This is a genomic window from Gordonia heveisoli (assembly GCF_030315745.1).
Classification (GTDB): Bacteria; Actinomycetota; Actinomycetes; order Mycobacteriales; family Mycobacteriaceae; genus Gordonia.
In genome coordinates this window covers 1-25,911 of the sequence record NZ_JASXSH010000026.1, presented here as the reverse complement: position 1 = coordinate 25,911, position 25,911 = coordinate 1, and the positions used below count along the sequence as shown (strand labels likewise).

Below are 25,911 nucleotides of genomic sequence, written 5' to 3'. Positions count from 1 at the left end.
TATTTTTTGCAGGTCAGGGGGGATTTTGACCAACCTGGGCGAGGCGGGTCAGCGCCTCTTTGACAGCCTGGTTGCCGAGGGTGACCCCGAAGCGGTGCGCCGACTGGCGTTGGAAGCGGCACGGCTCGCCGACCGCGGCGATCAACTGGACCTGCTCGTCCGTGGCGACGTCGATACGTGGGCCGTTCTGGTGCACAAGGTGCAGACCGACTCGTACGAGCTGAAGATCGACTCCGCGCTGTCGGAGGCTCGGCAGAATGCGACGGCGCTGCGCGGGATCGTGGCCGAGGTGCTCAAGCTCAAACCGCCGGCAACGGGCGCTGACGATGACGACGACTGCAACGTCTGAGTTTCCGAAGCTGACGGGCCGGCAGGAGCCTGAGAACCTCTCCGAGTTCGAGGGGGACGACACCGACGGTCTGCGGGCCGTGGAGTTTGCGCGGAAGACGCGCACGGTTCCGTTGCCCTGGCAGGCCGCGTCGCTGATCGGGATCCTGCGGCGCGCTGCAGACGGGATGTGGACCCATCCGGACGTGTTGCTGTTGGTGCCTCGGCAGAACGGCAAGACGCTGATCCTGGTGCTGCGCTGTCTGTTCGGACTGTTCCTGCTGAACGAGAAGATCGTGTTCTCGTCGCAGCGGTGGCAGACGAGCAAGAACACCTACAAACGGCTCTCAGCGATCATCAAGTCGCGGCCATCGCTGAACAAGCGCGTGGTGGCGAACTCGATGGCGCCGGGCAGCGCGTACATCGAGCTCGCATCTGGTGCGCAGATCACGTTCATCACCAGATCGAACGACTCGGGCCGTGGCCTCGACGAGGTCGACCTGGTGATCTACGACGAGGCATACAACCTCACCGAGTCGGAGACCTCGGGGCTGTCCTGGACCCAAATGGCGTCGAAGAATCCGCAGACGATCTACGCCTCGTCGGCTGCGAATGCCGAGCAGCACATCAACTGTGCCGTGCTCGCCGGGCAACGACGCCGCGGACTGGAACATGGCGCGGGCCTGTACTTCGCGGAGTACATGGCGCCTGACGGCGATTGGGACGATCTGGAGACGGCACGCCAGGCGAATCCGTCGTTTGGTGTCATCCAGACCGACGCGAAGATGCTGAAGGAGATCCGCGCCGTCCGGACGGCCGCCGCGCGGCGCTCCTTCGAGGTCGAGGCGCTCGGCCGAGGGATCTGGCCCACGGACGGCGAATCGCACGAGGCGATCATCGACGCGGAGGCGTGGTCGACCATGAAGAATCTGACTCCACGCCTAACTGGTCCGATCGCACTCGGGCTCGACCGATCCGTGGATGGCAAGACCTGGGCGTTGGCTGCGGCGCAGCGTACGGCGGACGGCAGGGTGCATATCGAGATCGGGTTCCACCAGGCCGCGTCACTGCGGGCGGTGGCCGCATACATCCGGGCTGTCGTATCCGCGTGGGATCCGGCGGTTCTGGTGATCGATCGGAAGTCGTCGGCAATGTCAGTGGTTCCCCTCCTCGCCGAGGAAGGAATCGAACCGGAGGTGACCGGCACCCCGCAGATGGCAATGGCCTGCCAGGGGTTCCTCGACGACGCTGCCGATGCCCGGCTGTCGCACGCTGGGCAACAGATCTTCACCGATGCGGTCGCGGCGGCGGCGAAACGCACCATGCCGCAGGGCGACTTCGTCTGGGACCGCACCGAAGGGTCGGTTGCCGCGCTACTCGCCGGAACCATTGCGCGTTGGGCGCTCCTGACGTTTGGCACCGAAACCAGTCGCGGCACAGCAACACCGGAGGTCGTCCGGGAGCGAGGCGGCCGCGCCGCTGAGCTCGATGTCTTGGCCGAAGCATTCTGAGAGGAGGTCACCAGATGGCAGCACTACCGGTGACTGAATCCGGATACGTCAACGGCGATGGCCTGAACTGGTCGCAGTGGAACCGCGACGAGAAGGTTGACGCGCTCCAGTGGCCGGCATCGAACCATGTGTTCTCGCGCATGGCGTCCGAGGACGGACGGGTTGCATCGCTGCTACAGGCGATCGGATTGCCTATCCGTCGTACGGTGTGGCGAATTGACCAGAACGGGGCCTCTGACGAGGTGACCGAATTCTGCGCGCGAGACACCGGTCTGCCGATTCTCGGGGCCGAGACACCGATCCCGACCGGGCGTAGCCGAGACCGGTTCTCGTGGGCGCAGCACCTTCAATGGGCGCTGCTGATGCTCGACTACGGGCACAGCTTCTTCGAGCAGGTCTATCGACTTGGCGATGACGGACGTCTGCACCTTCGGAAGCTGGCGCCGCGCCCGCAGCCGACGATCTCGAAGATCAACGTCGCACTTGACGGCGGCCTGGTGTCCATCGAGCAGGACTCACCGACGCTGACCGGCGAGGTCTACGGCATCAAGCCAGCAGTGATCCCGGTCAACCGTCTCGTCGCGTACGTGCGAGACCCCAAGCCCGGGCAGTGGGTTGGCCGCTCACTGCTTCGTCCGGCGTACAAGCACTGGCTACTCAAGGACGAGCTGATGCGGATCGAAGCCGCGACCGCTCGTCGTAACGGCATGGGCGTCCCGGTGGTCACCACCGCCGACCCCGACGACCAGGCTCAGGTCGACAGCGCCAAGGAGATCGCGTCGGGATTCAAGGGCGGAAACCACTCTGGCGTCGGACTTCCCAACGGCTGGGACATGAAGCTGCTCGGCGTGAGCGGTAACCTCCCAGACCTGCGGCAGGCCATCGAGTACCACGACAAGCAGATCGCGCTCGCGGGCTTGGCTCACTTCCTCAACCTCGATCGCGGCGGCTCGTACGCCCTCGCGTCGGTTCAGGCGGACACGTTCGTCCAATCGGTCCAGACGTTCGCCGAGCACATCGCAGCGACGGCCAGCGCGCATGTGATCGAGGATCTCGTCGATCTGAACTGGGGACCGGACGAACCCGCACCCCGGATCGTGTTCGACGAGATCGGTTCTCGGCAGGATGCAACGGCTGCGGCCCTGGCAATGCTGGTCCAGGCCGGACTCCTCGATCCGGATGACGTAGCCAAGCGCGTCGTCCGACAGCAACTCGGCATTCCCGCAGGCGACTCTGTTGAGACGTCGGACGTCGCATCCGAACCGTCGCCGCCCAAGACCACCAATCGCAAATCCCGCACGGATGGAGAGCCGACACTATGGTGACCCCGAATTCGCTTCGCTGGTACTCGATCACCGCCAAGGCAGACGACCGGTCGGCCGAGGTGCTGATCTACGACGAGATCGACCCGTTCTGGGGCGTCTCGGCCAACGTGTTCGCCCGCGAGATCGCCGCACTCGACGTCGACAATCTGACGGTCCGGATCAACAGTCCGGGCGGAGATGTGTTCGATGGCATCGCGATCCTCAACTCGCTGCGGAACCATCCCGCCAAGGTCACCACCGTGATCGACGGTCTCGCTGCGTCGGCCGCCAGCTTCATCGCGATGGCAGGCGACGAAATCGTCATGTCCCGCAACGCCGAGATGATGATTCACGACGCCGTCGGGATCACTGTCGGTAACGCAGAGAAGATGCAGCGCATGGTCGACATGCTCGAACGCGCGAGCAACAACATCGCGTCGATCTACGCCGAACGCGCCGGTGGAACCGTCGACGAATGGCGCGCGGTGATGCGCAAGGAGACCTGGTACACCGCAGACGGAGCGGTCGAGGCGGGGCTTGCCGATCGGGTCGACACAGCCGCCGAATCGTCCGAGTCTGCCCCGGCGCGCAACCTGTTCGACCGGTCGATCATCAACCGGCGCACACGAACTCCTCTCGCCGCCGTGGCGTCAGAGGTCAACAAGAAGGAGGAGGACCATATGTCCACCTTGAATGAGGGCCTCGTAGAGCGCCTCGGCATCGCCGCCGACGCCAACGACGAGACCATCCTGAAGGCACTCGACGACAAGATCGCCGAGACTACCGCCAATGAGCCGGCGGAACCGACCGTCGACCAGATCACCGCATCTGCCAAGGAACTCGGCCTCACCCTGGTCGACAGCGACCAGTATCAGGCGCTCGCGGCAGCTGCCGAGGATGGCCGACAGGCACGTCTCCAGCAGGTCCGCGACGCAGACGAACGTCTCGTCGTCGCCGCGATGGAGGACGGCCGCATCGCGCCAGCCCGCAAGGCTCACTGGCTGACCCAGCTCGAAGCGGACCGCGAAGGCATCACCGATGTCATCAACAGCCTGCCCAAGGGGACCATCCCTGTCGAGGAGATCGGTCACGGCCAGGACGTCCAGGACGCCGCCGCCGACGACGTCTACAGCAAGCTCTTCCCGGAAAGTGAGGCCTGATCATGGCGCTCTCCAATCGCATCTTCCGTCCCGGCCAGGACGTCACCTACACCACGTCGGCCGGGGTGACCGGCGGTCAGCTCGTCGCCGTCACCGGCGACCGCACCGTGGCCGCAGCTGGCGCGGGGTCGTCCGCGTGGATCGGCGTCGCCGAACACGACGCCGCGAGCGGCGCCAAGGTCAATGTGACCTCCGGCGGTGTGCACGAACTGACCGCCTCTGGCGCAATTGCCGCCGGTGCCAACGTGATCGCCGCAGCGTCGGGCGCTGTGGCGACCATCGGATCGGAAACCGATTACAGCAAGATCGTCGGCGTCGCCCTGTCGGCCGCCGCCAACTCCAAGGTTCTCGTCAAGCTCGCTCGCTGAGCGCGCGCCAACACAGAAAGAGAGGTTGCCATCGTGGCGATCACTTACCCGCCGGCCGCGCCCAGTGTGTCCGGCGACCAGCTCACCATCTCGACGTTCCTGAAGTCTCCGACCCTGGTGGCCCGTCGTCTCCGCACCCTCGCGGAACAGCGGTTCATCGCCGACGTTCTCCTGTCGGCGCGGCTGACGACCGACAGTGGCGCCGTTCTCTATGAGACCGGGGAGTCGATCTACTCCGATCGCGCGCCCGAGTCGGTCGCGGCTGGCGCCGAGTATCCGATCACCACGGTGGGGACCGGCACCCCGCAGCTCGCGAAGACCGAGAAGTGGGGTCAGGATTCGCTCATCACCGATGAGTCGATCTCGCGGCAGAGCATGGATCCGGTCAATCGGGCGCTGACCAAGCAGGTCAACCAGCTCGTGAAGACCATCGACTCGATCGCCCTGTCGGCCATCGCATCCGCGGTGACCCAGAGCACCGGCGCGTCGGCGGTGTGGGACACCGGCACTCCGACGATCCTGCGGGACGTCCTCAAGGCGAAGGCCGCGATCCGCGCGCTGAACGAGGGTTTCGAGCCGGACGTACTCGTGGTCGATGACCTCACCTGGGCGATCATCGCCTCGGATCCGGCCATCGCGGGCCTGCGGGCGCGTGAGGACAAGTCCAACCCGGTCTACTCGGGCGACTTCCTCAACGTCGGTGGCCTGACCGTCCTTCCGACCCCGAACCTGGGGATGTCGAAGACGGCGCTCATCGTCGACACGAAGCAGCTCGGCGGCATGGCCGACGAGAAGCTCGGCGGCCCCGGCTACGTGTCGGCTGGCGGCGTCGGCGTGGAGGCGAAGACCATCCGCGACGATGAGAACGATCAGTGGCGGGTGCGTGCACGTCGCGTCACCGTGCCGATCGTGCTCGAACCGAAGGCCGCCTACAAGATCACCGGTGTGCTCTCGTGACCTGGATCGTCTCCTCGCCGCTTGTCCTGACATGCGGCGACGACGGGGAGGTTCAGTACCACTATCGCGGCGCTGTGATCGACCACCTCACTGACGAGGCAGCATCCCGTCTCGTCAGTGAGGGCTTCATCGAGCCGATGCCGGGCGCCGTCACTCGGGCCGACGAGGCGGGCACCCAGCCGGGGAGGACGGCGAGCGTGAAGGCATGGCGGGACTACGCCCTCGCGCAAGGGTTCGACGCCGCTGAGGTCGAGTCGATGACTCGCCAACAGTTGATCGAAGCGCTCGGATGACTGCCGGAGAGGGGGCGTTTCTCACTTCGGTCGAACTCGCTGACGCGTGGCGCCCTCTCTCCAGCGCCGAGGCCGCGCTCGCAGACACGCTGCTCGCGTCGGTCGGGCAACAGATCCGCGACCGCTACCAGCGGGTGCGCAATACCCCGATTGCTGACGATGACCCCACGGCACGATCGGTATCGATCGACGTCGTGAAGACCGCAATGACAACCGGGGCGTACCCGGGGCACCTGTCCTACCAACGCGTGGAAGGGCCGAGGTCGAAGACGGGGACGCTGGCGAGTCCCGGCGGGTCGGTGGTCATCACCGACTGGCATTGGCGCCAGCTCGGGTTGTTCAGTGCAGCCATGCCCGCCGCATGTTTCGACGGATACGACGATGCTCGGTACTGAAACCGTCACCATCGGAGGAGATTTCACCCGAGATGACGACGGCCGCCTCGTCGCCTCGGTGGGCCTTGGAGCGGTCGACGGGTGCCAGGTGCAGCCCATGTCGGCCGACGAACTCGTCGCTCGCGGCCGCCAGGGGACAGAGGATGCGATCCGCGTGTTCATCCCCGTCACCACGGGCATCGACAACAACTCCACGCTGATCGTGCGAGGAAATCCCTACCGCGTCGACGGCAACCCACAGGCCTACATCGACCCGGACGACCCGGAACTCTCCGGATACGACATCACCGCGACACGGGCGGCGGGCTGATGGCGGGAACCTTCCGCCTCGACCGCAAGGGCGTGTCGTTCATTTTGAAGAACCGGTGCGCCGACGCCATCAACGCGCTCGCCGAGTCGATCGCCGAGCAGGTCCGCGACGCCCATGACGACGTCGAGGTCGAGGTCGATGAGTACACGACCGACCGCGGTGCCGCCGCGGTGACGATCGCCGATCCGCGCGGCCGCCAGTTGCAGGCGAGCGACGGCGCACTGACCCGGGCCGCGGCCAGGTTTGGTCTGGAAGTGACGGAGGTGGCCGAGTGAAGGTCGTCCGTCGGCCGCGCGACGGCGCCGCCCTGGTCAAAGCATGGCTGAAAGAGCGCGCCGCGGTGGATCATCCGGAGCTGCGCGTCGTCCTGGAACTGCCGAGCGACTGGACCCTCGGGTCGGCTCCGGTCCTGCTGGTCGCCGACGACGGCGGTCCGCTCGCGTGGCCTGTCGCCACGCAGTCGACGATCCGAGTCACGTCGTGGACCTCGGGCCGCGACCGCACGTACGTGCATTGGGCGCTGGGCCTGCTGCTCGGCTCTCGCGTGCCCGATGTCGCAGCGATCCTGCCGGGCACTGGCATCCTCGATGCCCGCGACGACAAGACGCGCGGTGATCTCGCGTCGTTCACGGTGCGACTTCGCCTGCGCACCGTCTGATCTCACGCCGCCCTGCCGGGTGGTGTGCTCATGCCCGCGAGGGCACTAATTGCCCTTGAAGGAGGGAAACTCATGGTTGCAACCATCAATCCCGACGCCTCGCACATCTGGGACGAGGCCGAGGTCTGGATCCAGTCGAAGGCGTCGGTCGACGCCGCGGGCGGCATTGCCAACGTCCTGCCGGCGACCGTCGACGACGACTTCGCCGCGAAGGGCTGGGATTACGTCGGCCTGATCGACGCGAAGAAGGGCATCCCGGTCGATCCGTCGGGCGAGCTCAAGGAGTTCGACGGGTTCGGCTACACCTCGTATCGGCAGAAGTTCTCGAAGGGCAAGGTCAAGACCGGCTTCACCGCGCTGGAGGACAACGCGGTCACCGCGGGGATCGTTCTGCCCGGCTCGGCGCCCGACAAGATCGGCGTGCCGAAGGATCTGCAGTTCTACGTGCTGTACCGCACCGTGGATCAGGGCTTCGCCGATCTCGCGCGGGTGACGCTGCGTCCGGCCACCCTCGAACTGAAGTCGCATAGCGGCGCGGTCGAGGGTGAGCAGGAGTCGTACGAGTTCGTGGTCCACCACAGCCCCGACTCGAACAAGGATGTGTTCCAGAAGATCGGCGGCGCCGCAGGCGTCTCGGACTACCTGGTCACCGTCACCGCCGGTTCGGGCACGTTCCCGCTCACCTTCCAGGGCAACACCGCGACGATCGCGTTCGACGCCAACGCCGCCGCGGTCAAGGCGGCGTTGGCCGGACTCGACGACGGGTTCAAGGCGTCGCAGTGGTCGGTCACCGGTACCGGCCCGTTCACCGTCACCCTGCCGGTGCCCGGCGTCCTCGTCGGCGGGGCGGGCGTCACGGTCGCCCCGGCCTGATTCTCTGCGGCGCCGGGTGTCCTCAGCTCCCGCCCGGCGTCGCAGGGTTCACCACCCGGAGCTGTAGGAGCTGAAAAATGGTCCCGTCCGAACAACAGATGCGGGATGCGGGGGAGCGGCTCGGCCTGCTCGCGTCAGGCCAGCCGATCCCTCCCCGACTGCGCGGGAAGCTCGCGAAGGTCGTCGAGGAAGCGCTCGCCGAGGATGCCGCGACCATCGCGGCGGCCGATCGTGCCGCGTCGATCGTCACCCCGCTTGCCGACATCTACCGCGGCCTCACTGCCGCCGATGTCCCCGACGAGCCTGCCGGCCGCATCGTGGCCGCGCTCGCGCCGCACATCTGGCGCACCATCAACCGATAGGAGCTGAGAATGTCTGCACCCGCCCCCCGGAAGCGTCCCGCGAAGAAGGCCGCGCCCGCCGCTGCCCGACGCAACGAGGCGTCCGACAGTGATTACGCCGTCATTGAGCAGTGTGGCGTCGAGCTGAAGATCCCACGCTCGCACGGACGTTGGCCGTTGGCCGCGCTCGACCACTTCTCTGAAGGCAACCATCTACAGGGCATCAAGGCGTTGCTCGGCCATGACCAGTGGCAGGCGCTGATCGCCGCAGGTGCGGTCGCTGACGACCTCAACGACCTCGGTGAGAAGTTCCAGGACGAATTCGGTCTCGACCAGGGAAACTAGGTCGCCTCCTGCGCCTGCTCGATGAGTACGGCGACCAGGTGGAGGCAGACCTATCCGCCATTCACGGCATCGACCTGATCGACTTCTACCGCGGATCCCTGACGGCGCGCCGACTCTGGGCCCTCGTCGAGGATCTGCTGACCTACCGCGCGCACGAGTCATCCCTGGCCCGGCGGGTGAACAACGACCACCACGTCTTCAGCCTGACCGACTATCTGCTCGCGGACCTCTGGGAGCTCAAGGCGAAGTCGATGAGTGAGAACGCACCGGACGCGCATCCGTGGCGCAACCCGGAGGAGGCCGAGGCCGAGGCGGCTCGGCAGCAGGCCCGGGATCAGAAGATGATCGAGCGTCAGCAGCGCTACGCGAAGCCGGTCACGTCGTCACGGGGCGACTAGCGCAGCCTCGACGGCAGCCTTGAGCGCGAGCATTTCGTCCACATGCTTGCGGGTCACGATGACCGCGTTCTCATTCGTGACATTCTTCGACGTACGACCGGCGCCGCCGCTGACCTCGGATCCGCCCGAGATGGTGAACTCGATGAAGCCGTTGGTGAGGAAGCTAGGCGGCTTCCACTGCACTGCATTGATGGAGCGCAGTGGAATCAACTTGGAGCCGCTGCCCACCGTCGCGCGTGCATTGAAACCCTCACGCGTGATGATGACCGCTTGCCCGTTGAACTCGACTGTCCCGTTGTAACCCTTTGCTTTCATGCGGGAAATTCTGACATGACCAGCTCGGATTGTCGGGCTTCGATTCTCAAAATCATCTGATCAAGGGGAGGTTTCCATATGTCCGATACGGCGAACATTGGGTACGCAACCCTCCAGATCATCCCGAGCATGAGGGGTGTCTCCGACGCGGCGGCGCAGAGCCTCGGGGGCCTCGACGTCATCGGCCGACGGGCCGGTGAGGGAATCGGTCGCGGTATCGCCTCAGGGATCGAGGCGTCACAGGCCGCCGTTGACCGGGCCTCGGACGCGCTCACGAAGGCGCGTGACAAGGAGGCTGACGCGACCGGTCGGGCGCGGGTCGCCGAGGCGCAGCTGCAGTCCTTGCGTGACCGCGGCGTCACAGACGCCGGACGACTGGCTGCCGCCGAAGAGAAGCACGAGAAGGCGCTACGTGACCAGGCGGCGGCAAGTCGAGCGGCCGAATCGGCGTCGCAAGGTCTGGCCGACGCGCAGGAGCGAGCGCGCGAGGCCGCAGAAGGCGCGGGCGATGCGATCGAGAACACCGGTCGGCGGTCGATCTTCTCGGCTGAGAACTTCGTCAAGTTCGGAGCGATCGCTGCGTCCGGCATTGGTGCGGCCGGTGCTGCACTCTACAAGGTCGGCTCCACATTCGACGACGTCGCCGATACGATCCGCGCGGGCACCGGTGCAACGGGCGAGCGCCTCGATGGCCTGGTGCAGATCGCGAAGAACGTCGGCACGCAGGTGCCGGGGTCGTTCGCCGACATCGGCACCGCGGTCACCGAACTGGCAACGAAGCTGGACCTGACCGGCAAGCCGCTCGAAGATGTCACCGCGCAGGTGATCGAGCTCAAGAACCTTGGTCAAGAGGTCAGCATGGATGCCCTGGCCGGCACTATGCAGGCGTTCGGTATCAGCTCGGGCGACACGGCCAAGACCCTCGACGAACTGTTCCGGGTGTCGCAGGCGACCGGCGTGCCGATGGCGAAGCTGATGGAGTCCGCGGAGAAGGGCGCCCCAGCCTTGAAGCAGTTCGGGTTCGACGCCGCCGCGTCGGCCGGGCTGATCGGCTCGCTGGAGAAGTCGGGCCTCAACGCCGACAAGATGGTCGCCGCAATGACCAAGGGTCTCAGCGCGTTCGCCAAGGAAGGCAAGAACCCTCAGCAGGCGTTGTACGGCACCGTCCGGGCGATCGAGAACTTCACGAAGGCCGGAAACGATGCCGGTGCGATCAACATGGCGTCGAAGTTGTTCGGCACCAAGGGGGCCGCCCAGTTCGTCGAGGCCGTTAAGTCGGGCAAGTTCTCGGTCGTAGACTTCGTCGCGGCGACCGGCGCCGGTACCGACACGATCCGCGGTGCCGCCGACGACACCAAGGACTTCGCCGAGCAATGGGAGCTTTTCAAGAACCGCACGCTCGTCGCGCTGGAGCCCGTCGCGTCCAAGGTGTTTGGCGTCATCGGCGAGTTCATGGGACGTGTCAACGAAGAAGGCGTCCCGGCGATGAAGTCCTTCGGTGAGTGGGTTCAGCGCAACGGGGACTGGCTGGTGCCACTGGGGGCAGCACTGGGCGGTGCCGCATTGGCGATTGGCGCCATCGTCGGGGTCACGAAGGCGTGGGCGATTGCCCAGGCGGCCCTCAATCTGGTGATGTCCGCGAACCCTGTCGGCATCATCATCACCGCGCTGGCCGCCCTCGCTGCCGGACTCGTGGTCGCCTACCAGCGGTCTGAGACTTTCCGCAACATCGTTCAGGGCGCCTGGTCGGGTATCAAGGGTGTGGTCTCGGCCGTGTGGGGCTGGCTGTCGACGACCGTGTTCCCCGCGTTCAAGGCGGCGTTCCAGGCTGTCGGCGCTGCCGCATCGTGGTTGTGGCGCAACGCAATCAGTCCGGCGTTCAACGGGATCAAGGTCGTTGTCGGTGGAGTGTGGGCGCTGATCCGCGGCTACTTCGCCGCATGGCGCGCGGGATTCTCGGCGATCGGCACGGCTGCCGCATGGCTCTGGAACAACGCGATCGCTCCGGCCTTCAACGGCATCAAGACGGTCATCGACAACTTCTGGGCCGGCGCGAACATCGTCTTCGGGTGGGTGAAGGGCGGGATCTCGGCGATTGCCGGTGTCGCCGTCGAGGTGAAGGACCGCGTCGTCGGTGCGTTCACCAACGTCGTCAACTTCTTCAAGGGGCTGCCCAGCAAGATCAAGGAGTTCGCAGGCGGGATCTTCGCCCCGTTCCGCGAGTCGGCAAAGCTGGTGTTCAAAGGCATTGCGTGGCTGTGGAATAACACGATCGGCAAGCTGTCGTTCAAGGCTCCCGACTGGGTGCCGGGTATTGGCGGCAAGGGCTGGGATGTGCCCGACATCAACGTCGACGGGTTCGCGGGTGGCGGACACACTGGCCCGGGCCCGAAGCACAAGGTGGCCGGCATCGTGCACGCGGACGAGTTCGTGGTGCAGAAAGAATCCCAGCGGGCGATCGAGCGCGATCATCCGGGCGCGCTGGACTACATGAACCGCACTGGCCTCCTGCCGGGGTATGCCGACGGCGGGCTGGTTGGCTCGTACGGTCTTCCGACGGGCACGAACACCGGCGGGTACGGGTCGGGTGGCGCGGTCTTCCCGAAGTGGGTGCACGACCTCGGCGCGAAGTTCGGGGTCAAGCCGAGCACCTACCCGGGGCATCAGGAGTCAGATCGCGGCGAGGCTGGGTACGCGCCGAATCCGCAGCACCTCAACCGCGGTATCGACTGGTCGGGTGCGCTGGATGCGATGCAGAAGTTCGCCGAGCATCTGCTGTCCATCGCGCCGAAGATGCCGACGCTGGAGCAAATCATCTGGCAGAACCCGGAGACCGGGAAGAAGATCGGGTGGCATGGCCGGACCGAGGATGATGGCTCCTACTTCGCCTCCGACTATCCCGGACATCAGGACCACACCCATATCCGGGCGAATGGTCCGATCAGTGATGCCCCGCAGCTCCAGACCCCACAGACGCCGGATACCCCGCAGACGCCGACCCCGAGTGACCCGCAGACGCCGGCGCCGAACGATGGCGACGACGGCGGGGCCGGTGGCGGTGGCCGCAAGGAGTACCCGACGTCGCTGTCGGGGTGGGCCGGACTGTTCGGCAAGGAGTTCTTCGAGGGCCAGGCCAAGAGTCTGTTCGATGTCACCGGGATCAATGACACGCCACCGTGGATGGAGGCGATCAACGAGTACAACAACCAGCGCAACGGTGACGGCTCGGGCGGCCCGAAGGTGTCGAAGGAGGAGCGCGAGCGCGCGAAGTCGCAGTACGACTCGGACAAGAAGCGGCTCAAGGACGAGTACGACCAGGCGAAGTTGCAGCGCGAGCAGGAGTATCAGCGCGCGAAGCAGGCGATCGACGACGACTACACGCAGAAGCGCATCAGCAAGGCCGAGCATGAGCAGAAGCTCAACGACCTCAAGCATCAGCACGAGAACGACGAGCAGGCCAAGAAGCAGGAGTACGACAAGGCGCTCGACGATGCGAAGGCGACGTACAACAAGTCGATTGGCAAGGACTCGTCCGGCGGCGACAAGAGCGGCGGCGGAACCGATCTGGCGCTCAAGCAGCAGTACGAGGACGACAAGCTGCAGCGCAAGCAGGCATACGACCAGTCGGTCACTGCGCGCAAGCAGCAGTACGACGATGCGAAAAAGGCGCTCCAAGACCAGAAGAAGTCGGGATCGTTGTCGGCTGACGAGTACAAGCGGCAGTCGGAGTCGCTGAAACTGCAGTACGACCGCGACATCGCGGACATGAAGGTCAAGCACAACAACGAGGATCTGGCGAAGAAGCAGGAGTTCGATCGGGCCGACCTCGCCGGTCGCGGGAATCCGTCTCCGCAGCCTGCCGTCGGGCTGATCACCGACGTCCCGGGAGGCGGCATCGCCGCGGGCACGCCCGGCGCGAAGGCCGCCGTCTGGGCCGAGTGGCAGAAGCGCGGCTGGACGGGCGACAAGTGGCTCGACACGCTGCGCCTGGGCAACGGCGAATCCGGTTGGCTCGTCGACGCGACGAACAAGGCATCGGGTGCCTACGGACTCGGTCAGCTCCTCGGCGAGGACAAGAAGAAGCGGTGGCCGGCGTACTTCACACCGGACGCCGCCGCGCAGGCCGGGCCCTGGGCCGAGTACATCGGTGAGCGGTACAAGGATCCGTCGAAGGCGTGGGCGTTCTGGCAGGCGCAGAATCCGCACTGGTACGACCAGGGCGGTCTCGCCAACGGTCTCGGCCTGCTCCCGAAGAACGTCATCAAGCCCGAGCGTGTGCTGTCGCCGCGGCACACCGACGCCTTCGAGACGATGGTCGACCGCGATTTCAAGCCGAACCGCGGCGACGCCGACACTGTCGCGAAACTCGATCAGATCCTCGCAGCCATCCGGGCACTCGACGTCACGACGTACCAGATCAAGACCGCGACGGTCGAGGACGCGTTCCTCCGTGCGCAGAAGGACCAACAGCGCCGCGCGGCGGCACGACTGGCAGGAGTCGGATAGATGCCCATCGCAGAGATCGCGCTGATCGGCGAGAGCGATTCGATCGTCGTCCAGAGCCCGACCGACGACGCGGTGCTCGACAACGGCATCGTGCTCGACAAGTCGCCACAGGGGATCTTCGGCACCGGCTTCAAGTCACGGACGATCTCGCCGGCCGGACAGATCGGTGGTCGAGACGGCGGTACCGACGTACCGGTGGGCCAGTTGGTGATCGCGCTCAACATCCACGACATCGGCGCCGGGGTCGCCGTGCAGGTGTCGCGGGTCCGCAAGCTCTGGGGCTCGATGCACCGCCGCAAGAAGGTGCGGTTCCGCTACACCTCCAGCCTCTCAGGGGCGCGGTGGCTGCGTCCGAGCCTGCAGCGCGAGATCGAGTTCTCGCCCGAGCAGGACTGGGAGGCCGAGGGTCACGCGCGGGCGCTGATCACCGCGGACCTGTTCGAGCCGCGGTACGAGTCGGCCGCTCACGAGGTGACGACTCCAGCACATGCGGGCGGAGAGGCCACGTACTGGTTGCCGGTGTGGAATCCGACCGACCAGGACGCGTGGCCGATCTGGGCGTTCGATCCGGGTGTCGCGACCGGCGGTGAGGCGTCGTTCAGCTTCGCCGACTTCGGGTTCGGCAACGAGCAGGAGCATGACGTCGAGTGGACACCGGGGATGCACGACGCCCGGATGATCGCGGTCAACAACGGCGAGCCGATCGACCAGTTCTGGTCGGTGATGGCCCATCCGCTGATGGATCCCTACATTGCGGCCGATCTGTCGAACGCTGACGGCGTGATGGGCGGGGTCGAGCCGCTGTACTGGATCCCGCCCTACACCGGCACCGCGGAAGATCCGATCCTGCTGCCGGTCACGATCAACGGTCCGGCCGGGGCGAAGGCGAAGCTACGTCTGCGCCGGTTCTGGTCGGCCGAGAGCGGCCTGGAATGAGCGTCGTCGTCGCGTTCACCGGTACCGACCTCGACGACTTCGCGCAGTGGGCCGAGGAGATCCGCGAGACCCGCATCGAGCGGACGTCGCGGCCCGCACGAATCCGTCTGTACACCGGCAACTGGTACTACCGCGGCACGGTGTCGCGGGCGCGCTGGTCGGCGGTACTCGACGGCTCGATGAACCTCAAGGAAAATGAGACCGGGTCGATCCACTACGAGCTGCCGATCGAGACCGTGCCGGTGCGGCCGTACGCCGGAACCGACCTCGCCGCGTTCATGGACTGGGCCGAGTCGGAGGCGATGGACGCCCACCGCTCGACCTACCTCGCCCGATGGGCGGTCGAGCAGGCGGCCCTCGGCGCGAACATCCACACGATCGTGGAGAAGGACGGCGCGCGGATCGGCGGCCAGACTGACCCGAAGACCGGTGTCACGCTGAAGGAATCGTCGGACGGTGACCGGGTGATCCTGGAGTTCCAGGACGACATGCAGCGGCTCAAGCATGTACAGATGGCGGCGTCGCCGTTCCTGCCGCCGCCGCTGATCCAGCAGCCCAAGGTGCAGTTTGCCTACGCGCCCGCGGACTGGGGCGGGCTGATGACGCTGGGCGCGAACGTCCTTCGCAACCAGGGCACCAACTTCAACATGAACTTCGACCTGCTCGATCTGTCGACCTGGACCGAGGGTCTGTGGGCTGAGGCGCAGATCGTGCCGATCCCACGGAAGCTGACCGACAGTGTGGCGCCGCCGACGATCATCACCGGCACGATCAAGCAGAGCTGGCTCGACGTCATGGCGCCGATCCTCGAAGACGCTGAGCTGATGGTCGTTCCGCGCCGCTACCTCGACGGCGATCCCGAGCCATTCCCGGGCGCGGGCACGAACTGGCGTCAGGGCACCTTGTTCGTCGACATCGTCGACAAGTCCGGTTGGCGCTCGGGTACGTCGATCGCTGGCAACCTCGCCACCGGCATGACTCGGGCGATTGCCAATGTCACCAGCAACTACGTCGAGGACAGCTACGACCTGCTCACCGGTGAGCCCGTCGACGTCCAGGGGTACCGGCTGCCGGGCGTCCTGTCCTCGCAGCCGCCGCGACCGTACGCGACTTACCGCGCCGGGAAGATCACCGGTCGCGAAGGATTCGAGCTGGCGCGCGGCGCCGGCGGGCCGTGCACGATCCATGCGGGCGGGGCGTCGATGCCCGGTGTGAATGAGCTACTTGAGGCAGTGGTCGGCTATGCCGGTGACGTTCTCGGCGACAACATTTCGTTCCAGGGCTACGGCGTCGGCAGCCTCGGCAACATCTTGAACGCCTTCCTCATGCCGATCTTGAAGGACTCGGTCCTCGCCTACATGACGGTGCCGCTGCTCGACCGGGTGGCTAAGCAGGGCTGGGGCCATGACCTGGAGACTGCCGCCGAAGGCGTCACCCAGGCATACACCCCGGCGGCGATCATGGATCTTCGTCGCCGTCGCCGCGAGACCGACCCGTCCACGGCATACACCTTCGAGGCCGCCGGCGCCGCGCCGTGGCAGATCGGTGACCGCGGCCAGGGCCACTGGTGGCTCGGCGACCGGGTGCCCGCGACGTCGAAGCACCTCGGCGCGCGTGTGTTCGTGATGCGGTGTCGCGAACTGTCGCTGCCGCTCGGCGGGTCCGAGCCGCAGGTCTGGAAGGCCAAGTTCGGCGACCGTCGCGCCCAGCAGGACGCCATCGAGAAGGCTATCGGCCTCGTCGGAACGCTCATGTCAACTGTGCAGGAGATCGGAATCGGATGACGGACAACAAGAACGAGCGCATCGAGAAGCTGACCGGCGCACTCATCACCGCGCTGCTCACGGCCAACCAACAGCCGTACCCGATGCCGGTTGAGGTGGTCCGCAACATCGCGGCCAAACTCGACGACTTCGGGGTGCGCCAGACCGGCGAGATCGCGGCCGACGTCGAGATCCTGCCAGGCTGGGTCGCCGAGAAGGTGCGCGAGCAGACCGCGGCCGCCGAGGTGGCCGACCGCGCGCCGGTCGATCACTTCGCACCGCAGGAGACCCCAGCAGTCCGCACGGCGCCGAAGCGGCCCGCGCGGATCCCGAAGAAGCTGCTCGGCGTCGTCCGGGCCGACTGACCACCCACCACACCACCCTGCGACCGCCCGGCCGTGGGGATCTCGTCATGCCCGAGGAGGCAATCATGGCTGCGAAACCGACATTCAGAGACGTCAACCTGCTCGGTCCGAATCAGTCCAACCGGTGGGGCGCACGAGTTATCAACTTCTTCCTGCATACCGAGGAAGGCTCGGCCACCGCCGAGAACCTCGCGCGATCGGGCAACAACTCCGGCGCGTTCTCCTACCACTACATCGTCGACGACAGCACCCGCGCCGCAATGGTCAACACCGACTACGGCTCCTGGTCGGTCCTCGACGCCAACCCGCAGTCGATCAACCTGTGCTTCGCGGGCTCGCGTGCGGCACAGTCTCGGTCGGTCTGGCTCTCGAAGTTCCGCAACGCCATTCGCATCGCCGCGTGGACCGCGGTCGAGGACGCCAAGAAGTACCCCTACATACGGCTGGTCGTCAACGGCCGCCCGTACAAACTCGGTCGCACCGCGTGTATCTCCGATCACAACTACGTGACCGTGGTGCTCGGTATCGGCACGCACACCGACGTCGGCCCGAGCTTCCCCTGGGACGTGTTCGAGGCCGACCTCAAGGCGCTGGTCACCGGGGCCGAGAATCAGGTCGTTCCGCCGGTGAACAAGATCAACGAGATCGCCGCGAAATCGCCCTGGCTCGGCAAACGCATCACCACCGGCGAGGCCGCGTGCAAGGACGGCGTCGGACGATTCGCGCACTTTGAGAACGGCTCGGTGTACTGGCATCCCACCACCGGCGCGCGACCGATCCCGAAGCTCCTCATGGAGGCCTACGAGGCACTCGACTGGGAACGCGGCCCGCTGGGGTACCCGACCGCATTTCACTCGATCCTGCCGATCGCCACCGCCCCGAAAGTTGGCGACGTGCAGGCGTTCCAGGGTGGCGTCCTCTACCGCCGCTACGGACAACCCGGTTTCTACGTGCACGGAGTCATTGGTGCGCGGTGGGCGCGCGAGGGGTATGAGGCCGGCCCACTGGGCTGGCCGATCTCTGACGAGTACGTCGATGGCACGGGGCGGCGGCAGGACTTCGAGAACGGCACGCTCGTCTGGGATCCGAGCGGCGCAGTGAAGATCGAACAGAAGGGCTGACCCGTCATGACACTGACCCCTGAGCGCCGCCTGCGCATCTATCAGGTACTCGCCACGGTCGTGCCGCTTCTGGCCGCGTATGGCGTGATCTCCGATCAGGAGGTGGCACTGTGGATCTCGCTCGCGGGCGTACTCCTCGGTGCTGGTGGTAACGCACTGGCGGCCCGCCACACACCGACGGGCGGGCACGAGTGAGCACGCCCGGCCTACTGCCCGATGACATCTGGGGCCTACTTGGACTGCTACTGGCGGTGGCGATTCCGGCGGCGACGACGGTAGTGGTGACGCGCATCCAGTCGTCGCGGGCCACCGCCAAGCACGAGAAGCTGGCGGCGGGCGTCGAGGTCATCAAAGAACAGGTCGCCAACGACCACACCTCGAATTTGCGCCATGACCTGGACCGCAACGAACGCAAGGTCGATCAGGTGGACACGAAGGTCGACAGGCTCTCGGGCGAACTACGGTCGCTCGCTCGTGTCGTCGAGTCGTCGATGGTCGAGCTACGCGCGTCGGCGGCCAGGCAGGATCGGATCGCAGCCAAGCATCACCCGGAGGATATGCAGTGACGATGCTGCTCTGGTGCGACGGCACGTGGTCGCGGCCGGGTGCGCGCTCGGCGGTGTCGGAGTCGCTGCGCCGCACACTTGGCGATCGACTGTCGTGGCGCTACGTCGACTATCCGGCGAGCTTCGGCCCGGCTACTGCGACAGGCGATCTGGCCTACGCCGAGTCGGTCGCGGTCGGTGTGCATGAGCTGGCCGACGCGGCGCGTGACGTCGACGGCCCGGTCATCGTCGGAGGCTACAGTCAGGGCGCGGCCGTCGCGGTGGCCTACGCGCGTCTGGTCGGGTCTGATGATCGCCCGCTCGCGGTGGCCACCCTCGGTGACCCGCACCATCCGGTGCACCTCGGCCGCTCGGGAATCGCCGGGGCGCTGTCGGTCCCATGCCGACGCATGTCGGTGTACGCGCCCGGTGATCCGATCGCTGACCTGCCGCTGGGGTCGCCGCTGCGGTCACTCGCCGATCTCGGCGCATGGATGAGCGTCCGTGATCTCGCCGCCGCCAGACAGTGGGGTGAGGACGTGCTGCGTGACGTGCTCGATGCGCGCCGGATGCAGCAGTGGTGGCGCAACCCTGCTGCGTTCGCTGGCCTGCTGTCGGCGGCCGGGTACGCACGCGGGTACCTCGGCACCGCACACACCACCGACTACATCACCGGCGGCCACGTCGGCCGCCTGGCCTGCATGATCGAGGAGGCCGCCGCGTGACCACTCCGAATCTCCCCTGGGGGACAACTGGTCCCGAGGATCTGCCGCAGGGCGTCGTGCATCCGAGCCAGCTCGGCACATCACTGCAGGGGCACTCGGCCGGGCAACTGCGGGCGCTGATGGCTGCCCGGTTCCCGGCGTTCCTGGGCGGCGAGATGACGGGCGCCGCGGGCGACACGAGCGGACCGCTCGGCCTGCTTGTCGACGTCGTCTCGAAGTTTCAGGCCGCGGTGGCGGCCGCCGATCCGGCGACCATCACGAAGCCCGCCGACCTGCTCGACCTCGCGCACGATGTGATCTCCGATCTGCCACTCGTCGGAAGGTTTGTCGACCTGTGGGACGCGATGCTGGGCGAGTACACAGGTGACGATCCGATCCTGGAGTTCATCCAGAACCTGTTCGCCCCGCTGCGCAAGGTGCTCGAACTCGCGTCGGGCGTGACCGTCGGGTTGCCCACAGTCGATGATGTCGTCGACGGCTGGGCCCAGATCGCGGCTAACTTCGAGGAGCTGCAGCACGCGGTGGCCGGAACCTACACCGGCACCGACGCGTTCCTCCTGGCCATCCAGAACACGATCGGCATACTGCGCACCTTCGCCACCGGGATCATCAACCCGGCCCGCCTTCCGCAACTCGCCCTCGGCGCGCTGAGCAATCAGGCGTCGTCGAATCTCCTGTCCGAGGGCGCATTCCGCGAGGGCATCACGCTCGACGAGGGTGACGGCTGGTCGTGGGATAACTCCGACGGCGTGACGGTGGCTGGCTGTGCGTTGTGCGTGGCGTCGGGGGTGACGTCGGTGCGTACGTCGGAGGCTGTGCCGGTGTCGGAGGGCCAGACGCTCAACATCACCGCGCAGGTCCGCAAGACCGGACTGACGGGCTCGGGCACGCTCGCTGAGCTGCAGGTGTGGGCGCTGAATGGTGCGACCACGGTGGCGACGGTGGCGGTGGGCACGGTCACCTCGGGCACGGCGGGGTGGGCGCAGATCGGCGGCGACTACACGGTGCCCGCGGGTGTCGACACGGTGCGGGTGCGGCTGCGGGTCTATGCCGCGGCCACCGGCGGCGAGATCCGTTGGGATGACGTCTCCCTGCGCAAGACCGCGACGTCGCTGCCACAGGCGTGGATCGCGAACCTCGTCGGCGATCTCGGGGGCCTCGGCGATGACATCGCGGATGCGCTGGCGTGGATCAAGGATCTGATCGAGAAGCTGACCGGTCAGGCGCGCTCGACCATCGAGGACGCGATCGAGGACATGCTCGATTTCGGCGACCAGCTCAAGACGCTGCTGTCCGGCGGCACGGTGTCGTCGCCACTCCCAAATCTGCTTGGCGCGATATCCATTGGTCAGGGTCAGGTCTCGGGGCTGGCGGGCAAACTGGCTGATCTCGATGACAACGACACCGGTCTCGACGATGCAATCGCGAGCGTGGTAACGAACATCAACTCGGCGATCACCTCCGACATCTCGGCGGTGACGGCGGCGGGTACGGGTGCGATCTCGGATCTGCTGGGCACGATCTTCGGTGTCTACTCGCTGGCGAATCAGGCTGCGCAGGCGGCGATTAACGCAAACGCGGTGATCTCGGCGAATCAGCCGACTGACGGCAACAGCTTGACGGGCATGTCCTGGCAGACGACGTTCGCGGGGGCCGACGGAGCCACGCTGTCATCGGGCGACTGGCAGTCGTCGTCGCTGCGCATTCGAGGATCGAACGGGTATGTGGGCATCGTGTCCGGTGCGGGCGATGGTGTCTACATCACGCCGACGCATTCGTCGCACCAGTTCAACACCGACGTACAGTCGGCCTATGTTGTATTCGGTTCTGCCGACGCGTCTTTCGGCAAGAGTTGGGCATCGGGCTGTCAGGTGCATTGCAACTCGGCGGGCACGTCGGGCGTATACGTGCTGGTCACCGCAACGACGGTATCGCTCGGCAAGTACGGGTCTACAGCCTGGACCACACTCAGCCGCACCAACGCGCCGGGCGACATCGTGCGCCTGAAATCGGATGGCGCGGAAAACTATTCGGTGTCGGTGAACGGCAAGGTGGTCATCTCCTACACCAACACCGGCACCGCGATCAGCAAGGGAGCGAGCTACCGATATGCAGCACTCGTCGAGCAGCGGGGCACCGCGAACTTCGGATTCTGGTACGGCAATAAGCAGGCCGATTCCTTCACGATCGCCGCGTTCGGCATGGCTGACTGGACCTCGGCGGCGTCCGGCGTGAGCACCCCATCGTGGCGACTACGCAAGGGCACCAGTGGATATTCGACACTGGCCGTATCCGCCGGTGCATCAGCGGCGTTGCCGTCGTCGTTCCTCACGTCCCAGGATCTCGCGGTCGGTTGCACCGTCACCACCCTCGGCACCGGCACCATCACCATCACGAACGCCGGCTGGTATGAGGTGCAGTTGACATGCTCTTCGATTATCGGATCAGCTGAGGCATACCGCTACACCGGCACCGTGTCGACAGGATGGGTCGTCCCCGGCGCGGGTAGCGTCGTGAGTAGCGGTACAGAATCCACATCTGACAAGCATGCGACATCACAGTGGGGGCTCTCCGTCAATTCGACCGCCGCCGTTGGGCCTCTACAGTCTGGTGCGACAACCACAATCTATCTCGCCAGCGGGGACGTGATTCAACCCCTCATCTTCGCGACTCAGACCAACCTCAGTGCCGTCAGCGTCGGCGGCGGTGACGGCGCCTACCCGTCTGCCACGTACGGGCAGGCCGATGTCGGATCAATCGGCGGGCCGTCAGCGGCATTCACCGGCCGCATGGTCGCCGCAGCATAGGAGAGCAGCACATGGCAGACGAAACACTCGCCGAGGCAACGAATGTCGGCGCGCTCACGATCCCCGACGTGCCCGGCTACACGTACACCATCACACGCGGCACACCGCCCGGCGAGACCGGCTACCCGTCGAACTGGCACACCCTCATAGTCACCGATGAGGGTGGCATCGAGGTCGCGCGGCTCGGATTCCCCGGACCGTAATGCCCTGGACCCCTGACGGTCCCGACGTCACCATCCCCGCCCGACTCGGATGGAGTGCCGACGGACCGGCCACACCGACACCGGCGGCGCGGCGCGGGTGGTTTGCCGTGCCGCAAGCCACCGCCACCGACAGTGCGGTTGGCTCAGACGTCGCCATCATCGTCCCGCACCTCACCGGACGCGACGGCGGTGCGGTCGGTGACAGCCTCTACATGGGCCTCGACCCGACGCAGGACTTCGAGGTCCGCATTCCGGTACGCCACAACATGGCCGGTGACGACCTCGCCAGCATCGTCCCGCACCTCACCGGACGTGATGCAGCGGTAGCCTCCGACCTCGCGCACCTGGGCCTGATCGGGCGTGATGGCGCGGTCGGCTCCGATCTGGCCACCGCGAAGCCCACCACCCCCGGCCGTGATGGCGGCGTGCTGGGTGACCTCACACAGCTCGGACGGCTCGCGACTCCGGGGCGTGACGGCGCCTGCGCTGGCGACGCCGCGACCGGGTGGTTCTCTGCGGTCGCCGCCGCGCTCACCACCTACTCGACGGTCGGCACCTACACCTACACGATCCCCGTCTGGTGCCGCTACATCGACCTCGTCGCCCTGGGCGGTGGCGGTGGCGGTGGCGGTGCGGGAACAGTACTCGGCGGTTCGGGTGGCGGCGCGGGTGGCTACGCCTGGACCACCCTGGAGCGCGGCGTGCACATCCCCTGGACCGCAACCGCTCTCACGATCGTCGTCGGAGACGGAGGTGCGGGCGGTGCCGGGTCCGTCCTCATCTCTAGCGCGGGAACGAATGGAACGGCCACCACTATCAGCTACTCCGGCACCACGCTGGTGACCGGCGCAGCAGGGCAAGCGGTCTCCGGTGGCGGCGGCAATGGCGGCACCCGGACCGGCGCCGCACCCTCGACCGGCAACGCCAACTCCGGCAAGGACCTCACGCTCAACGGGCAGACCTATACCGGCGGCGCTGCCAACACCTCCAACGCCGCGTCCAACCCGCCAGGCTCGGGCGGCTACGGCGGAAGCCCTGCTGCAGGCAATGGACAGAAAGGTGCGCGCGGCCAGGCATGGTGCTGCGCACGCCAATAGTGAAGGGAATCAACAACAATGACCGCGACCTACCAGGACGCACACCTACTCGCCTGCGTCGACGCCATCAAGGCACTCGGCAACCGGATCGGCCTCTACGTCGGGGCAACCCGCGTCGGCACCGTCTACGCTGACACCACCTGGGGCAGCTCCGCGAAAGTCACCGAGGACGGCTTCACGTGGGGAAAGGTCACCGGCTCGGCCGCGACCATCACCGTGCCCGCGAGCACTGTCGCGAATGGCACCGTGATTGACCGCTATGGCATCCTCAGCGGCTCGACGCTGCTACGCACCGAGCTACTGCCTGTCTCCCTCACCATCAACGACGGATCACAGGCATTCAGCGTGGACGTCACGCCGATCCTGCGATACCGGGGCCTGTGACCTCGGCGTCGTGAGCCTCAGTCGTCGTCGAGCCCGAGTTCGGCGACGACCTTGTCGAGAGACATAGTCAGGTGCTCGCGCTCATATACCGAGAGTCGATCTTCAAGATCCTCGATGTGCTCGATGAGGTCTCCGTAGCGGCGGGCCGAGACGAGGATTGCGGCGGGCCGCCCATAGGTCATGATGATCACGTTCTCGTCATCGGCTGCCCGGACGAGCTCGGAGAGCTTGCCCTTGGCCTCACTGACGGGGACCAGATGGGGGGTGGGATCATTCATCGGTCGTAGACCTCCCTGCGGTGTCCGATGCGGGTGACGGTGACGATGCGGACCGCGTCCTCGACAACGTAGATCACGCGGTAGTTGCCGATGCGGATGCGGTAGGCATCCTGGGCAGTGAGCTTCTTGCAGCCGTCCGGTCGGGGGTTGATCGAGAGAGCTTGCGCGGCCGACACGATTCGACGCTGGTCGGCCCGAGCGATCTTCTGCAGGGCCTTGACGGCCTTTGCCTCGATCTCGACGTGGTAACCGCTCTCGCTCATACCAATATGGTGCCACATATTGGACCAACATTCAAGACCAATCCGCCCCATCTCGGCATTCGAGGTGGGGCGGATTTCTGCGTCTCAGCGGCGGGGTGTGTCCCATCCGGGTAGCAGCTCGTCCAGGCGCGGGAAGAATAGCGGAAGAAATAGCGCCCCACCATTTGTGCAGGTGGGGCGCTATTTTTCGTCTGCGACTACTCGGTGTCGCCGTCACCCGGCGCGGGATCCGACGGCTCGGCGGGCTCCTCGGGATCGGTCGGCTCCTCGGTCGGCTCCTCCTCCTCGGCCTCGGGAGCAGACGGTGCCGGCGGCACGTACGTCGACAGCGGGTGCTCACGCTCGGGCTGGCCGATCGCGTCGGTGTTCGCGCCACCACCGATGTCGTGCGACTCGCCCGGCGCGATCGACGGCGGGCACGGCGCGCTACTGCCGGGGATCGCCATCGAGCACGGCGACACGGCGGACGCGGGGGCGGTGTCGAGGGCCAGGGCGGCGACGAGCAGGCCGAGGGATGCGGCGGCGGCCAGGATGAGGTGCTTCATGGGGTGTTCCTTTCAATCGTCAGACGTACTTGTCAATAGCTCAGTGAGCATTACAATAGCCCACATGAACCAAACGTCAACCCAAACGGCTAAATTGGTGCCCGTGGTAGCGAAGGCGAATGACAACGAGGCGGCGAAGCAGTCGGTCGCCGAGGAGCTGCGGTCCCTCATGGCCCGCAAGCAGGTCACTGGCCGCGAACTCGCCCGACGCCTCGGGCAGTCCGACCACCGATGGGTGACCAACCGGATGAACGGCAAGACGTCGGTCGCCGCCGAGGACATCCCTCTACTCGCCGCCGGGCTCGGAATGACGCCACAGGAGCTTGGCCGCGCGCTCGTGGATCAGCTCCCCGAGGTGGAGCTCGACGACTGACGGAACCGCCGGCGTCCCCGCTGCGTCATCTCTGCATGTGGCTGGACATCATCGCGCTCGTGGCCGTCGTGCATGGCGGGTGGTGGATGGGGCGCGGTCAGCCCTCGCGCCAGCGGATCTCCTCGACCCACCAGCGTCCGTCGCAGCCCTCGGTCTGGCAGTGGTAGACGCGGCACGGCGGGTCATGCTTGTTGTCCCAGCCGATGAGGAACGTGTGGCCGTCGAGTCGCCACGGATGACCATGTGGGCAGCGGGTCGGGGTCACCTCGGTCGTGGGCATGGACTGAGGGTAGCGAGGCTGCGGCGACAGATGTTTCCTAGGAAACGCCAAGCTCGATCATGCCTGGTCAGGGCGTGTCGCCAAAAGCACATGCGCGACCGACGAAAATGCTCTGACCTGCACGAATGGCCTATTTTGAAGGGGTTCGAGTCCCCTTAGCTCCAC

33 protein-coding genes are annotated in these 25,911 nt (G+C 66.3%); 28 read left to right on the top strand and 5 right to left on the bottom strand.

The genetic code is table 11. The features are described from left to right. The first annotated feature begins 25 nt into the window (after nucleotides 1-25). From QSJ18_RS18260 to QSJ18_RS18190, 15 genes are all read left to right on the top strand, one after another. Nucleotides 26-349 (top strand): hypothetical protein, encoded by a 324-nt coding sequence (locus QSJ18_RS18260; RefSeq protein ID WP_286328063.1) that lies wholly within the window; start codon nucleotides 26-28, stop codon nucleotides 347-349. After that, nucleotides 327-1,838: a terminase large subunit domain-containing protein gene (locus QSJ18_RS18255; protein WP_286328062.1), complete on the top strand. Its 1,512-nt coding sequence runs from the start codon at nucleotides 327-329 to the stop codon at nucleotides 1,836-1,838. The genes QSJ18_RS18260 and QSJ18_RS18255 overlap by 23 nt, the downstream gene beginning before the upstream one ends. Nucleotides 1,839-1,852: 14 nt before the next feature. Further along, nucleotides 1,853-3,163 (top strand): phage portal protein family protein, encoded by a 1,311-nt coding sequence (locus QSJ18_RS18250; protein ID WP_286328061.1) that lies wholly within the window; start codon nucleotides 1,853-1,855, stop codon nucleotides 3,161-3,163. Then, on the top strand, nucleotides 3,157-4,302 hold the full coding sequence (locus tag QSJ18_RS18245) for a head maturation protease, ClpP-related (RefSeq protein WP_286328060.1): 1,146 nt from the start codon (nucleotides 3,157-3,159) through the stop codon (nucleotides 4,300-4,302). The genes QSJ18_RS18250 and QSJ18_RS18245 overlap by 7 nt, the downstream gene beginning before the upstream one ends. A gap of 2 nt (nucleotides 4,303-4,304) precedes the next feature. Continuing rightward, nucleotides 4,305-4,670, top strand: a complete 366-nt coding sequence (locus QSJ18_RS18240) for a capsid cement protein (protein ID WP_286328059.1) — start codon at nucleotides 4,305-4,307, stop codon at nucleotides 4,668-4,670. A 33-nt stretch (nucleotides 4,671-4,703) separates the two neighbouring features. After that, complete coding sequence (locus tag QSJ18_RS18235) at nucleotides 4,704-5,627, top strand: phage major capsid protein (RefSeq protein ID WP_286328058.1); 924 nt, start codon at nucleotides 4,704-4,706, stop codon at nucleotides 5,625-5,627. After that, nucleotides 5,624-5,920 carry a hypothetical protein gene (locus QSJ18_RS18230; RefSeq protein WP_286328057.1) on the top strand — a complete coding sequence of 99 codons (297 nt, stop codon included), beginning with the start codon at nucleotides 5,624-5,626 and terminating at the stop codon, nucleotides 5,918-5,920. The genes QSJ18_RS18235 and QSJ18_RS18230 overlap by 4 nt, the downstream gene beginning before the upstream one ends. Beyond that, nucleotides 5,917-6,315, top strand: a complete 399-nt coding sequence (locus QSJ18_RS18225) for a Gp19/Gp15/Gp42 family protein (protein WP_286328056.1) — start codon at nucleotides 5,917-5,919, stop codon at nucleotides 6,313-6,315. The genes QSJ18_RS18230 and QSJ18_RS18225 overlap by 4 nt, the downstream gene beginning before the upstream one ends. Then, nucleotides 6,302-6,625, top strand: coding sequence for a head-tail adaptor protein (locus QSJ18_RS18220; RefSeq protein ID WP_286328055.1), 324 nt, complete (start codon nucleotides 6,302-6,304; stop codon nucleotides 6,623-6,625). Before QSJ18_RS18225 ends, QSJ18_RS18220 begins: the two co-directional genes overlap by 14 nt. Then, nucleotides 6,625-6,900 (top strand): hypothetical protein, encoded by a 276-nt coding sequence (locus tag QSJ18_RS18215; RefSeq protein ID WP_286328054.1) that lies wholly within the window; start codon nucleotides 6,625-6,627, stop codon nucleotides 6,898-6,900. The genes QSJ18_RS18220 and QSJ18_RS18215 overlap by 1 nt, the downstream gene beginning before the upstream one ends. Next, nucleotides 6,897-7,283, top strand: a complete 387-nt coding sequence (locus QSJ18_RS18210) for a hypothetical protein (protein ID WP_286328053.1) — start codon at nucleotides 6,897-6,899, stop codon at nucleotides 7,281-7,283. The genes QSJ18_RS18215 and QSJ18_RS18210 overlap by 4 nt, the downstream gene beginning before the upstream one ends. 72 nt (nucleotides 7,284-7,355) lie before the next feature. After that, the gene (locus QSJ18_RS18205; protein WP_286328052.1) at nucleotides 7,356-8,156 is read left to right on the top strand and encodes a hypothetical protein; all 801 of its coding nucleotides are present in this window, start codon (nucleotides 7,356-7,358) and stop codon (nucleotides 8,154-8,156) included. A 77-nt stretch (nucleotides 8,157-8,233) separates the two neighbouring features. Beyond that, nucleotides 8,234-8,518 (top strand): hypothetical protein, encoded by a 285-nt coding sequence (locus QSJ18_RS18200; RefSeq protein WP_286328051.1) that lies wholly within the window; start codon nucleotides 8,234-8,236, stop codon nucleotides 8,516-8,518. Nucleotides 8,519-8,527: 9 nt separating this feature from the next. After that, complete coding sequence (locus tag QSJ18_RS18195; protein ID WP_286328050.1) at nucleotides 8,528-8,842, top strand: hypothetical protein; 315 nt, start codon at nucleotides 8,528-8,530, stop codon at nucleotides 8,840-8,842. Nucleotides 8,843-8,880: 38 nt separating this feature from the next. Continuing rightward, nucleotides 8,881-9,240: a hypothetical protein gene (locus QSJ18_RS18190; RefSeq protein WP_286328049.1), complete on the top strand. Its 360-nt coding sequence runs from the start codon at nucleotides 8,881-8,883 to the stop codon at nucleotides 9,238-9,240. Here the strand turns inward: QSJ18_RS18190 and QSJ18_RS18185 are convergent. Further along, nucleotides 9,226-9,555, bottom strand: a complete 330-nt coding sequence (locus tag QSJ18_RS18185; RefSeq protein ID WP_286328048.1) for a DUF4429 domain-containing protein — start codon at nucleotides 9,553-9,555, stop codon at nucleotides 9,226-9,228. The two genes, QSJ18_RS18190 and QSJ18_RS18185, sit on opposite strands and share 15 nt — an antisense overlap. Nucleotides 9,556-9,684: 129 nt before the next feature. On the opposite strand from QSJ18_RS18185, the gene QSJ18_RS18180 reads away from it, so the two are divergent. The 12 genes from QSJ18_RS18180 (at nucleotide 9,685) to QSJ18_RS18125 (ending at nucleotide 24,007) form a co-directional block, all read left to right on the top strand. After that, complete coding sequence (locus QSJ18_RS18180) at nucleotides 9,685-14,061, top strand: phage tail tape measure protein (RefSeq protein WP_286328047.1); 4,377 nt, start codon at nucleotides 9,685-9,687, stop codon at nucleotides 14,059-14,061. After that, the gene (locus tag QSJ18_RS18175; protein ID WP_286328046.1) at nucleotides 14,062-14,997 is read left to right on the top strand and encodes a hypothetical protein; all 936 of its coding nucleotides are present in this window, start codon (nucleotides 14,062-14,064) and stop codon (nucleotides 14,995-14,997) included. Continuing rightward, nucleotides 14,994-16,781, top strand: coding sequence for a Gp37-like protein (locus tag QSJ18_RS18170; protein WP_286328045.1), 1,788 nt, complete (start codon nucleotides 14,994-14,996; stop codon nucleotides 16,779-16,781). The genes QSJ18_RS18175 and QSJ18_RS18170 overlap by 4 nt, the downstream gene beginning before the upstream one ends. Continuing rightward, nucleotides 16,778-17,125 carry a hypothetical protein gene (locus QSJ18_RS18165; RefSeq protein ID WP_286328044.1) on the top strand — a complete coding sequence of 116 codons (348 nt, stop codon included), beginning with the start codon at nucleotides 16,778-16,780 and terminating at the stop codon, nucleotides 17,123-17,125. Before QSJ18_RS18170 ends, QSJ18_RS18165 begins: the two co-directional genes overlap by 4 nt. A 65-nt stretch (nucleotides 17,126-17,190) precedes the next feature. After that, nucleotides 17,191-18,246: an N-acetylmuramoyl-L-alanine amidase gene (locus QSJ18_RS18160; protein WP_286328043.1), complete on the top strand. Its 1,056-nt coding sequence runs from the start codon at nucleotides 17,191-17,193 to the stop codon at nucleotides 18,244-18,246. Between the two features lie 6 nt (nucleotides 18,247-18,252). Then, a complete protein-coding gene (locus QSJ18_RS18155; RefSeq protein WP_286328042.1) occupies nucleotides 18,253-18,441 on the top strand; it encodes a phage holin in 189 nt (62 codons plus the stop codon). Beyond that, complete coding sequence (locus tag QSJ18_RS18150) at nucleotides 18,438-18,812, top strand: DUF2746 domain-containing protein (RefSeq protein ID WP_286328041.1); 375 nt, start codon at nucleotides 18,438-18,440, stop codon at nucleotides 18,810-18,812. Before QSJ18_RS18155 ends, QSJ18_RS18150 begins: the two co-directional genes overlap by 4 nt. A gap of 2 nt (nucleotides 18,813-18,814) precedes the next feature. Further along, complete coding sequence (locus QSJ18_RS18145) at nucleotides 18,815-19,516, top strand: PE-PPE domain-containing protein (protein ID WP_286328101.1); 702 nt, start codon at nucleotides 18,815-18,817, stop codon at nucleotides 19,514-19,516. Next, nucleotides 19,513-22,323 (top strand): hypothetical protein, encoded by a 2,811-nt coding sequence (locus QSJ18_RS18140; protein WP_286328040.1) that lies wholly within the window; start codon nucleotides 19,513-19,515, stop codon nucleotides 22,321-22,323. The genes QSJ18_RS18145 and QSJ18_RS18140 overlap by 4 nt, the downstream gene beginning before the upstream one ends. A gap of 11 nt (nucleotides 22,324-22,334) precedes the next feature. Continuing rightward, nucleotides 22,335-22,526: a hypothetical protein gene (locus QSJ18_RS18135; RefSeq protein WP_286328039.1), complete on the top strand. Its 192-nt coding sequence runs from the start codon at nucleotides 22,335-22,337 to the stop codon at nucleotides 22,524-22,526. Next, a complete protein-coding gene (locus QSJ18_RS18130) occupies nucleotides 22,526-23,623 on the top strand; it encodes a glycine-rich domain-containing protein (RefSeq protein ID WP_286328038.1) in 1,098 nt (365 codons plus the stop codon). Before QSJ18_RS18135 ends, QSJ18_RS18130 begins: the two co-directional genes overlap by 1 nt. An 18-nt stretch (nucleotides 23,624-23,641) precedes the next feature. After that, entirely contained in the window at nucleotides 23,642-24,007 is a 366-nt protein-coding gene (locus QSJ18_RS18125; protein ID WP_286328037.1) for a hypothetical protein, read from the top strand. 17 nt (nucleotides 24,008-24,024) lie between these two features. Here the strand turns inward: QSJ18_RS18125 and QSJ18_RS18120 are convergent, their stop codons facing one another. The 3 genes from QSJ18_RS18120 to QSJ18_RS18110 form a co-directional block, all read right to left on the bottom strand. Then, entirely contained in the window at nucleotides 24,025-24,285 is a 261-nt protein-coding gene (locus QSJ18_RS18120) for a type II toxin-antitoxin system prevent-host-death family antitoxin (protein ID WP_286328036.1), read from the bottom strand. Then, the gene (locus QSJ18_RS18115) at nucleotides 24,282-24,548 is read right to left on the bottom strand and encodes a type II toxin-antitoxin system RelE family toxin (protein ID WP_286328035.1); all 267 of its coding nucleotides are present in this window, start codon (nucleotides 24,546-24,548) and stop codon (nucleotides 24,282-24,284) included. The genes QSJ18_RS18120 and QSJ18_RS18115 overlap by 4 nt, the downstream gene beginning before the upstream one ends. Before the next feature lie 197 nt (nucleotides 24,549-24,745). After that, nucleotides 24,746-25,093 (bottom strand): hypothetical protein, encoded by a 348-nt coding sequence (locus tag QSJ18_RS18110; RefSeq protein ID WP_286328034.1) that lies wholly within the window; start codon nucleotides 25,091-25,093, stop codon nucleotides 24,746-24,748. A gap of 103 nt (nucleotides 25,094-25,196) precedes the next feature. Between QSJ18_RS18110 and QSJ18_RS18105 the strand changes: the two genes are divergently transcribed. Next, a complete protein-coding gene (locus tag QSJ18_RS18105) occupies nucleotides 25,197-25,466 on the top strand; it encodes a helix-turn-helix domain-containing protein (RefSeq protein ID WP_286328033.1) in 270 nt (89 codons plus the stop codon). 97 nt (nucleotides 25,467-25,563) lie between these two features. On the opposite strand, the gene QSJ18_RS18100 is transcribed toward QSJ18_RS18105, so the two are convergent. After that, complete coding sequence (locus QSJ18_RS18100; protein WP_286328031.1) at nucleotides 25,564-25,746, bottom strand: hypothetical protein; 183 nt, start codon at nucleotides 25,744-25,746, stop codon at nucleotides 25,564-25,566. Nucleotides 25,747-25,911 lie beyond the last annotated feature (165 nt).

Excerpts from the sequence above, each read along its gene's own strand:
- QSJ18_RS18255 (WP_286328062.1), top strand. The coding sequence starts at position 327 with ATGACGACGACTGCAACGTCTGAGTTTCCGAAGCTGACGGGCCGGCAG.
- QSJ18_RS18250 (WP_286328061.1), top strand. The coding sequence starts at position 1,853 with ATGGCAGCACTACCGGTGACTGAATCCGGATACGTCAACGGCGATGGC.
- QSJ18_RS18245 (WP_286328060.1), top strand. The coding sequence starts at position 3,157 with ATGGTGACCCCGAATTCGCTTCGCTGGTACTCGATCACCGCCAAGGCA.
- QSJ18_RS18240 (WP_286328059.1), top strand. The coding sequence starts at position 4,305 with ATGGCGCTCTCCAATCGCATCTTCCGTCCCGGCCAGGACGTCACCTAC.
- QSJ18_RS18225 (WP_286328056.1), top strand. The coding sequence starts at position 5,917 with ATGACTGCCGGAGAGGGGGCGTTTCTCACTTCGGTCGAACTCGCTGAC.
- QSJ18_RS18220 (WP_286328055.1), top strand. The coding sequence starts at position 6,302 with ATGCTCGGTACTGAAACCGTCACCATCGGAGGAGATTTCACCCGAGAT.
- QSJ18_RS18215 (WP_286328054.1), top strand. The coding sequence starts at position 6,625 with ATGGCGGGAACCTTCCGCCTCGACCGCAAGGGCGTGTCGTTCATTTTG.
- QSJ18_RS18205 (WP_286328052.1), top strand. The coding sequence starts at position 7,356 with ATGGTTGCAACCATCAATCCCGACGCCTCGCACATCTGGGACGAGGCC.
- QSJ18_RS18200 (WP_286328051.1), top strand. The coding sequence starts at position 8,234 with ATGGTCCCGTCCGAACAACAGATGCGGGATGCGGGGGAGCGGCTCGGC.
- QSJ18_RS18195 (WP_286328050.1), top strand. The coding sequence starts at position 8,528 with ATGTCTGCACCCGCCCCCCGGAAGCGTCCCGCGAAGAAGGCCGCGCCC.
- QSJ18_RS18185 (WP_286328048.1), bottom strand. The coding sequence starts at position 9,555 with ATGAAAGCAAAGGGTTACAACGGGACAGTCGAGTTCAACGGGCAAGCG.
- QSJ18_RS18180 (WP_286328047.1), top strand. The coding sequence starts at position 9,685 with ATGAGGGGTGTCTCCGACGCGGCGGCGCAGAGCCTCGGGGGCCTCGAC.
- QSJ18_RS18175 (WP_286328046.1), top strand. The coding sequence starts at position 14,062 with ATGCCCATCGCAGAGATCGCGCTGATCGGCGAGAGCGATTCGATCGTC.
- QSJ18_RS18170 (WP_286328045.1), top strand. The coding sequence starts at position 14,994 with ATGAGCGTCGTCGTCGCGTTCACCGGTACCGACCTCGACGACTTCGCG.
- QSJ18_RS18165 (WP_286328044.1), top strand. The coding sequence starts at position 16,778 with ATGACGGACAACAAGAACGAGCGCATCGAGAAGCTGACCGGCGCACTC.
- QSJ18_RS18160 (WP_286328043.1), top strand. The coding sequence starts at position 17,191 with ATGGCTGCGAAACCGACATTCAGAGACGTCAACCTGCTCGGTCCGAAT.
- QSJ18_RS18155 (WP_286328042.1), top strand. The coding sequence starts at position 18,253 with ATGACACTGACCCCTGAGCGCCGCCTGCGCATCTATCAGGTACTCGCC.
- QSJ18_RS18145 (WP_286328101.1), top strand. The coding sequence starts at position 18,815 with ATGCTGCTCTGGTGCGACGGCACGTGGTCGCGGCCGGGTGCGCGCTCG.
- QSJ18_RS18135 (WP_286328039.1), top strand. The coding sequence starts at position 22,335 with ATGGCAGACGAAACACTCGCCGAGGCAACGAATGTCGGCGCGCTCACG.
- QSJ18_RS18130 (WP_286328038.1), top strand. The coding sequence starts at position 22,526 with ATGCCCTGGACCCCTGACGGTCCCGACGTCACCATCCCCGCCCGACTC.
- QSJ18_RS18125 (WP_286328037.1), top strand. The coding sequence starts at position 23,642 with ATGACCGCGACCTACCAGGACGCACACCTACTCGCCTGCGTCGACGCC.
- QSJ18_RS18120 (WP_286328036.1), bottom strand. The coding sequence starts at position 24,285 with ATGAATGATCCCACCCCCCATCTGGTCCCCGTCAGTGAGGCCAAGGGC.
- QSJ18_RS18115 (WP_286328035.1), bottom strand. The coding sequence starts at position 24,548 with ATGAGCGAGAGCGGTTACCACGTCGAGATCGAGGCAAAGGCCGTCAAG.
- QSJ18_RS18110 (WP_286328034.1), bottom strand. The coding sequence starts at position 25,093 with ATGAAGCACCTCATCCTGGCCGCCGCCGCATCCCTCGGCCTGCTCGTC.
- QSJ18_RS18100 (WP_286328031.1), bottom strand. The coding sequence starts at position 25,746 with ATGCCCACGACCGAGGTGACCCCGACCCGCTGCCCACATGGTCATCCG.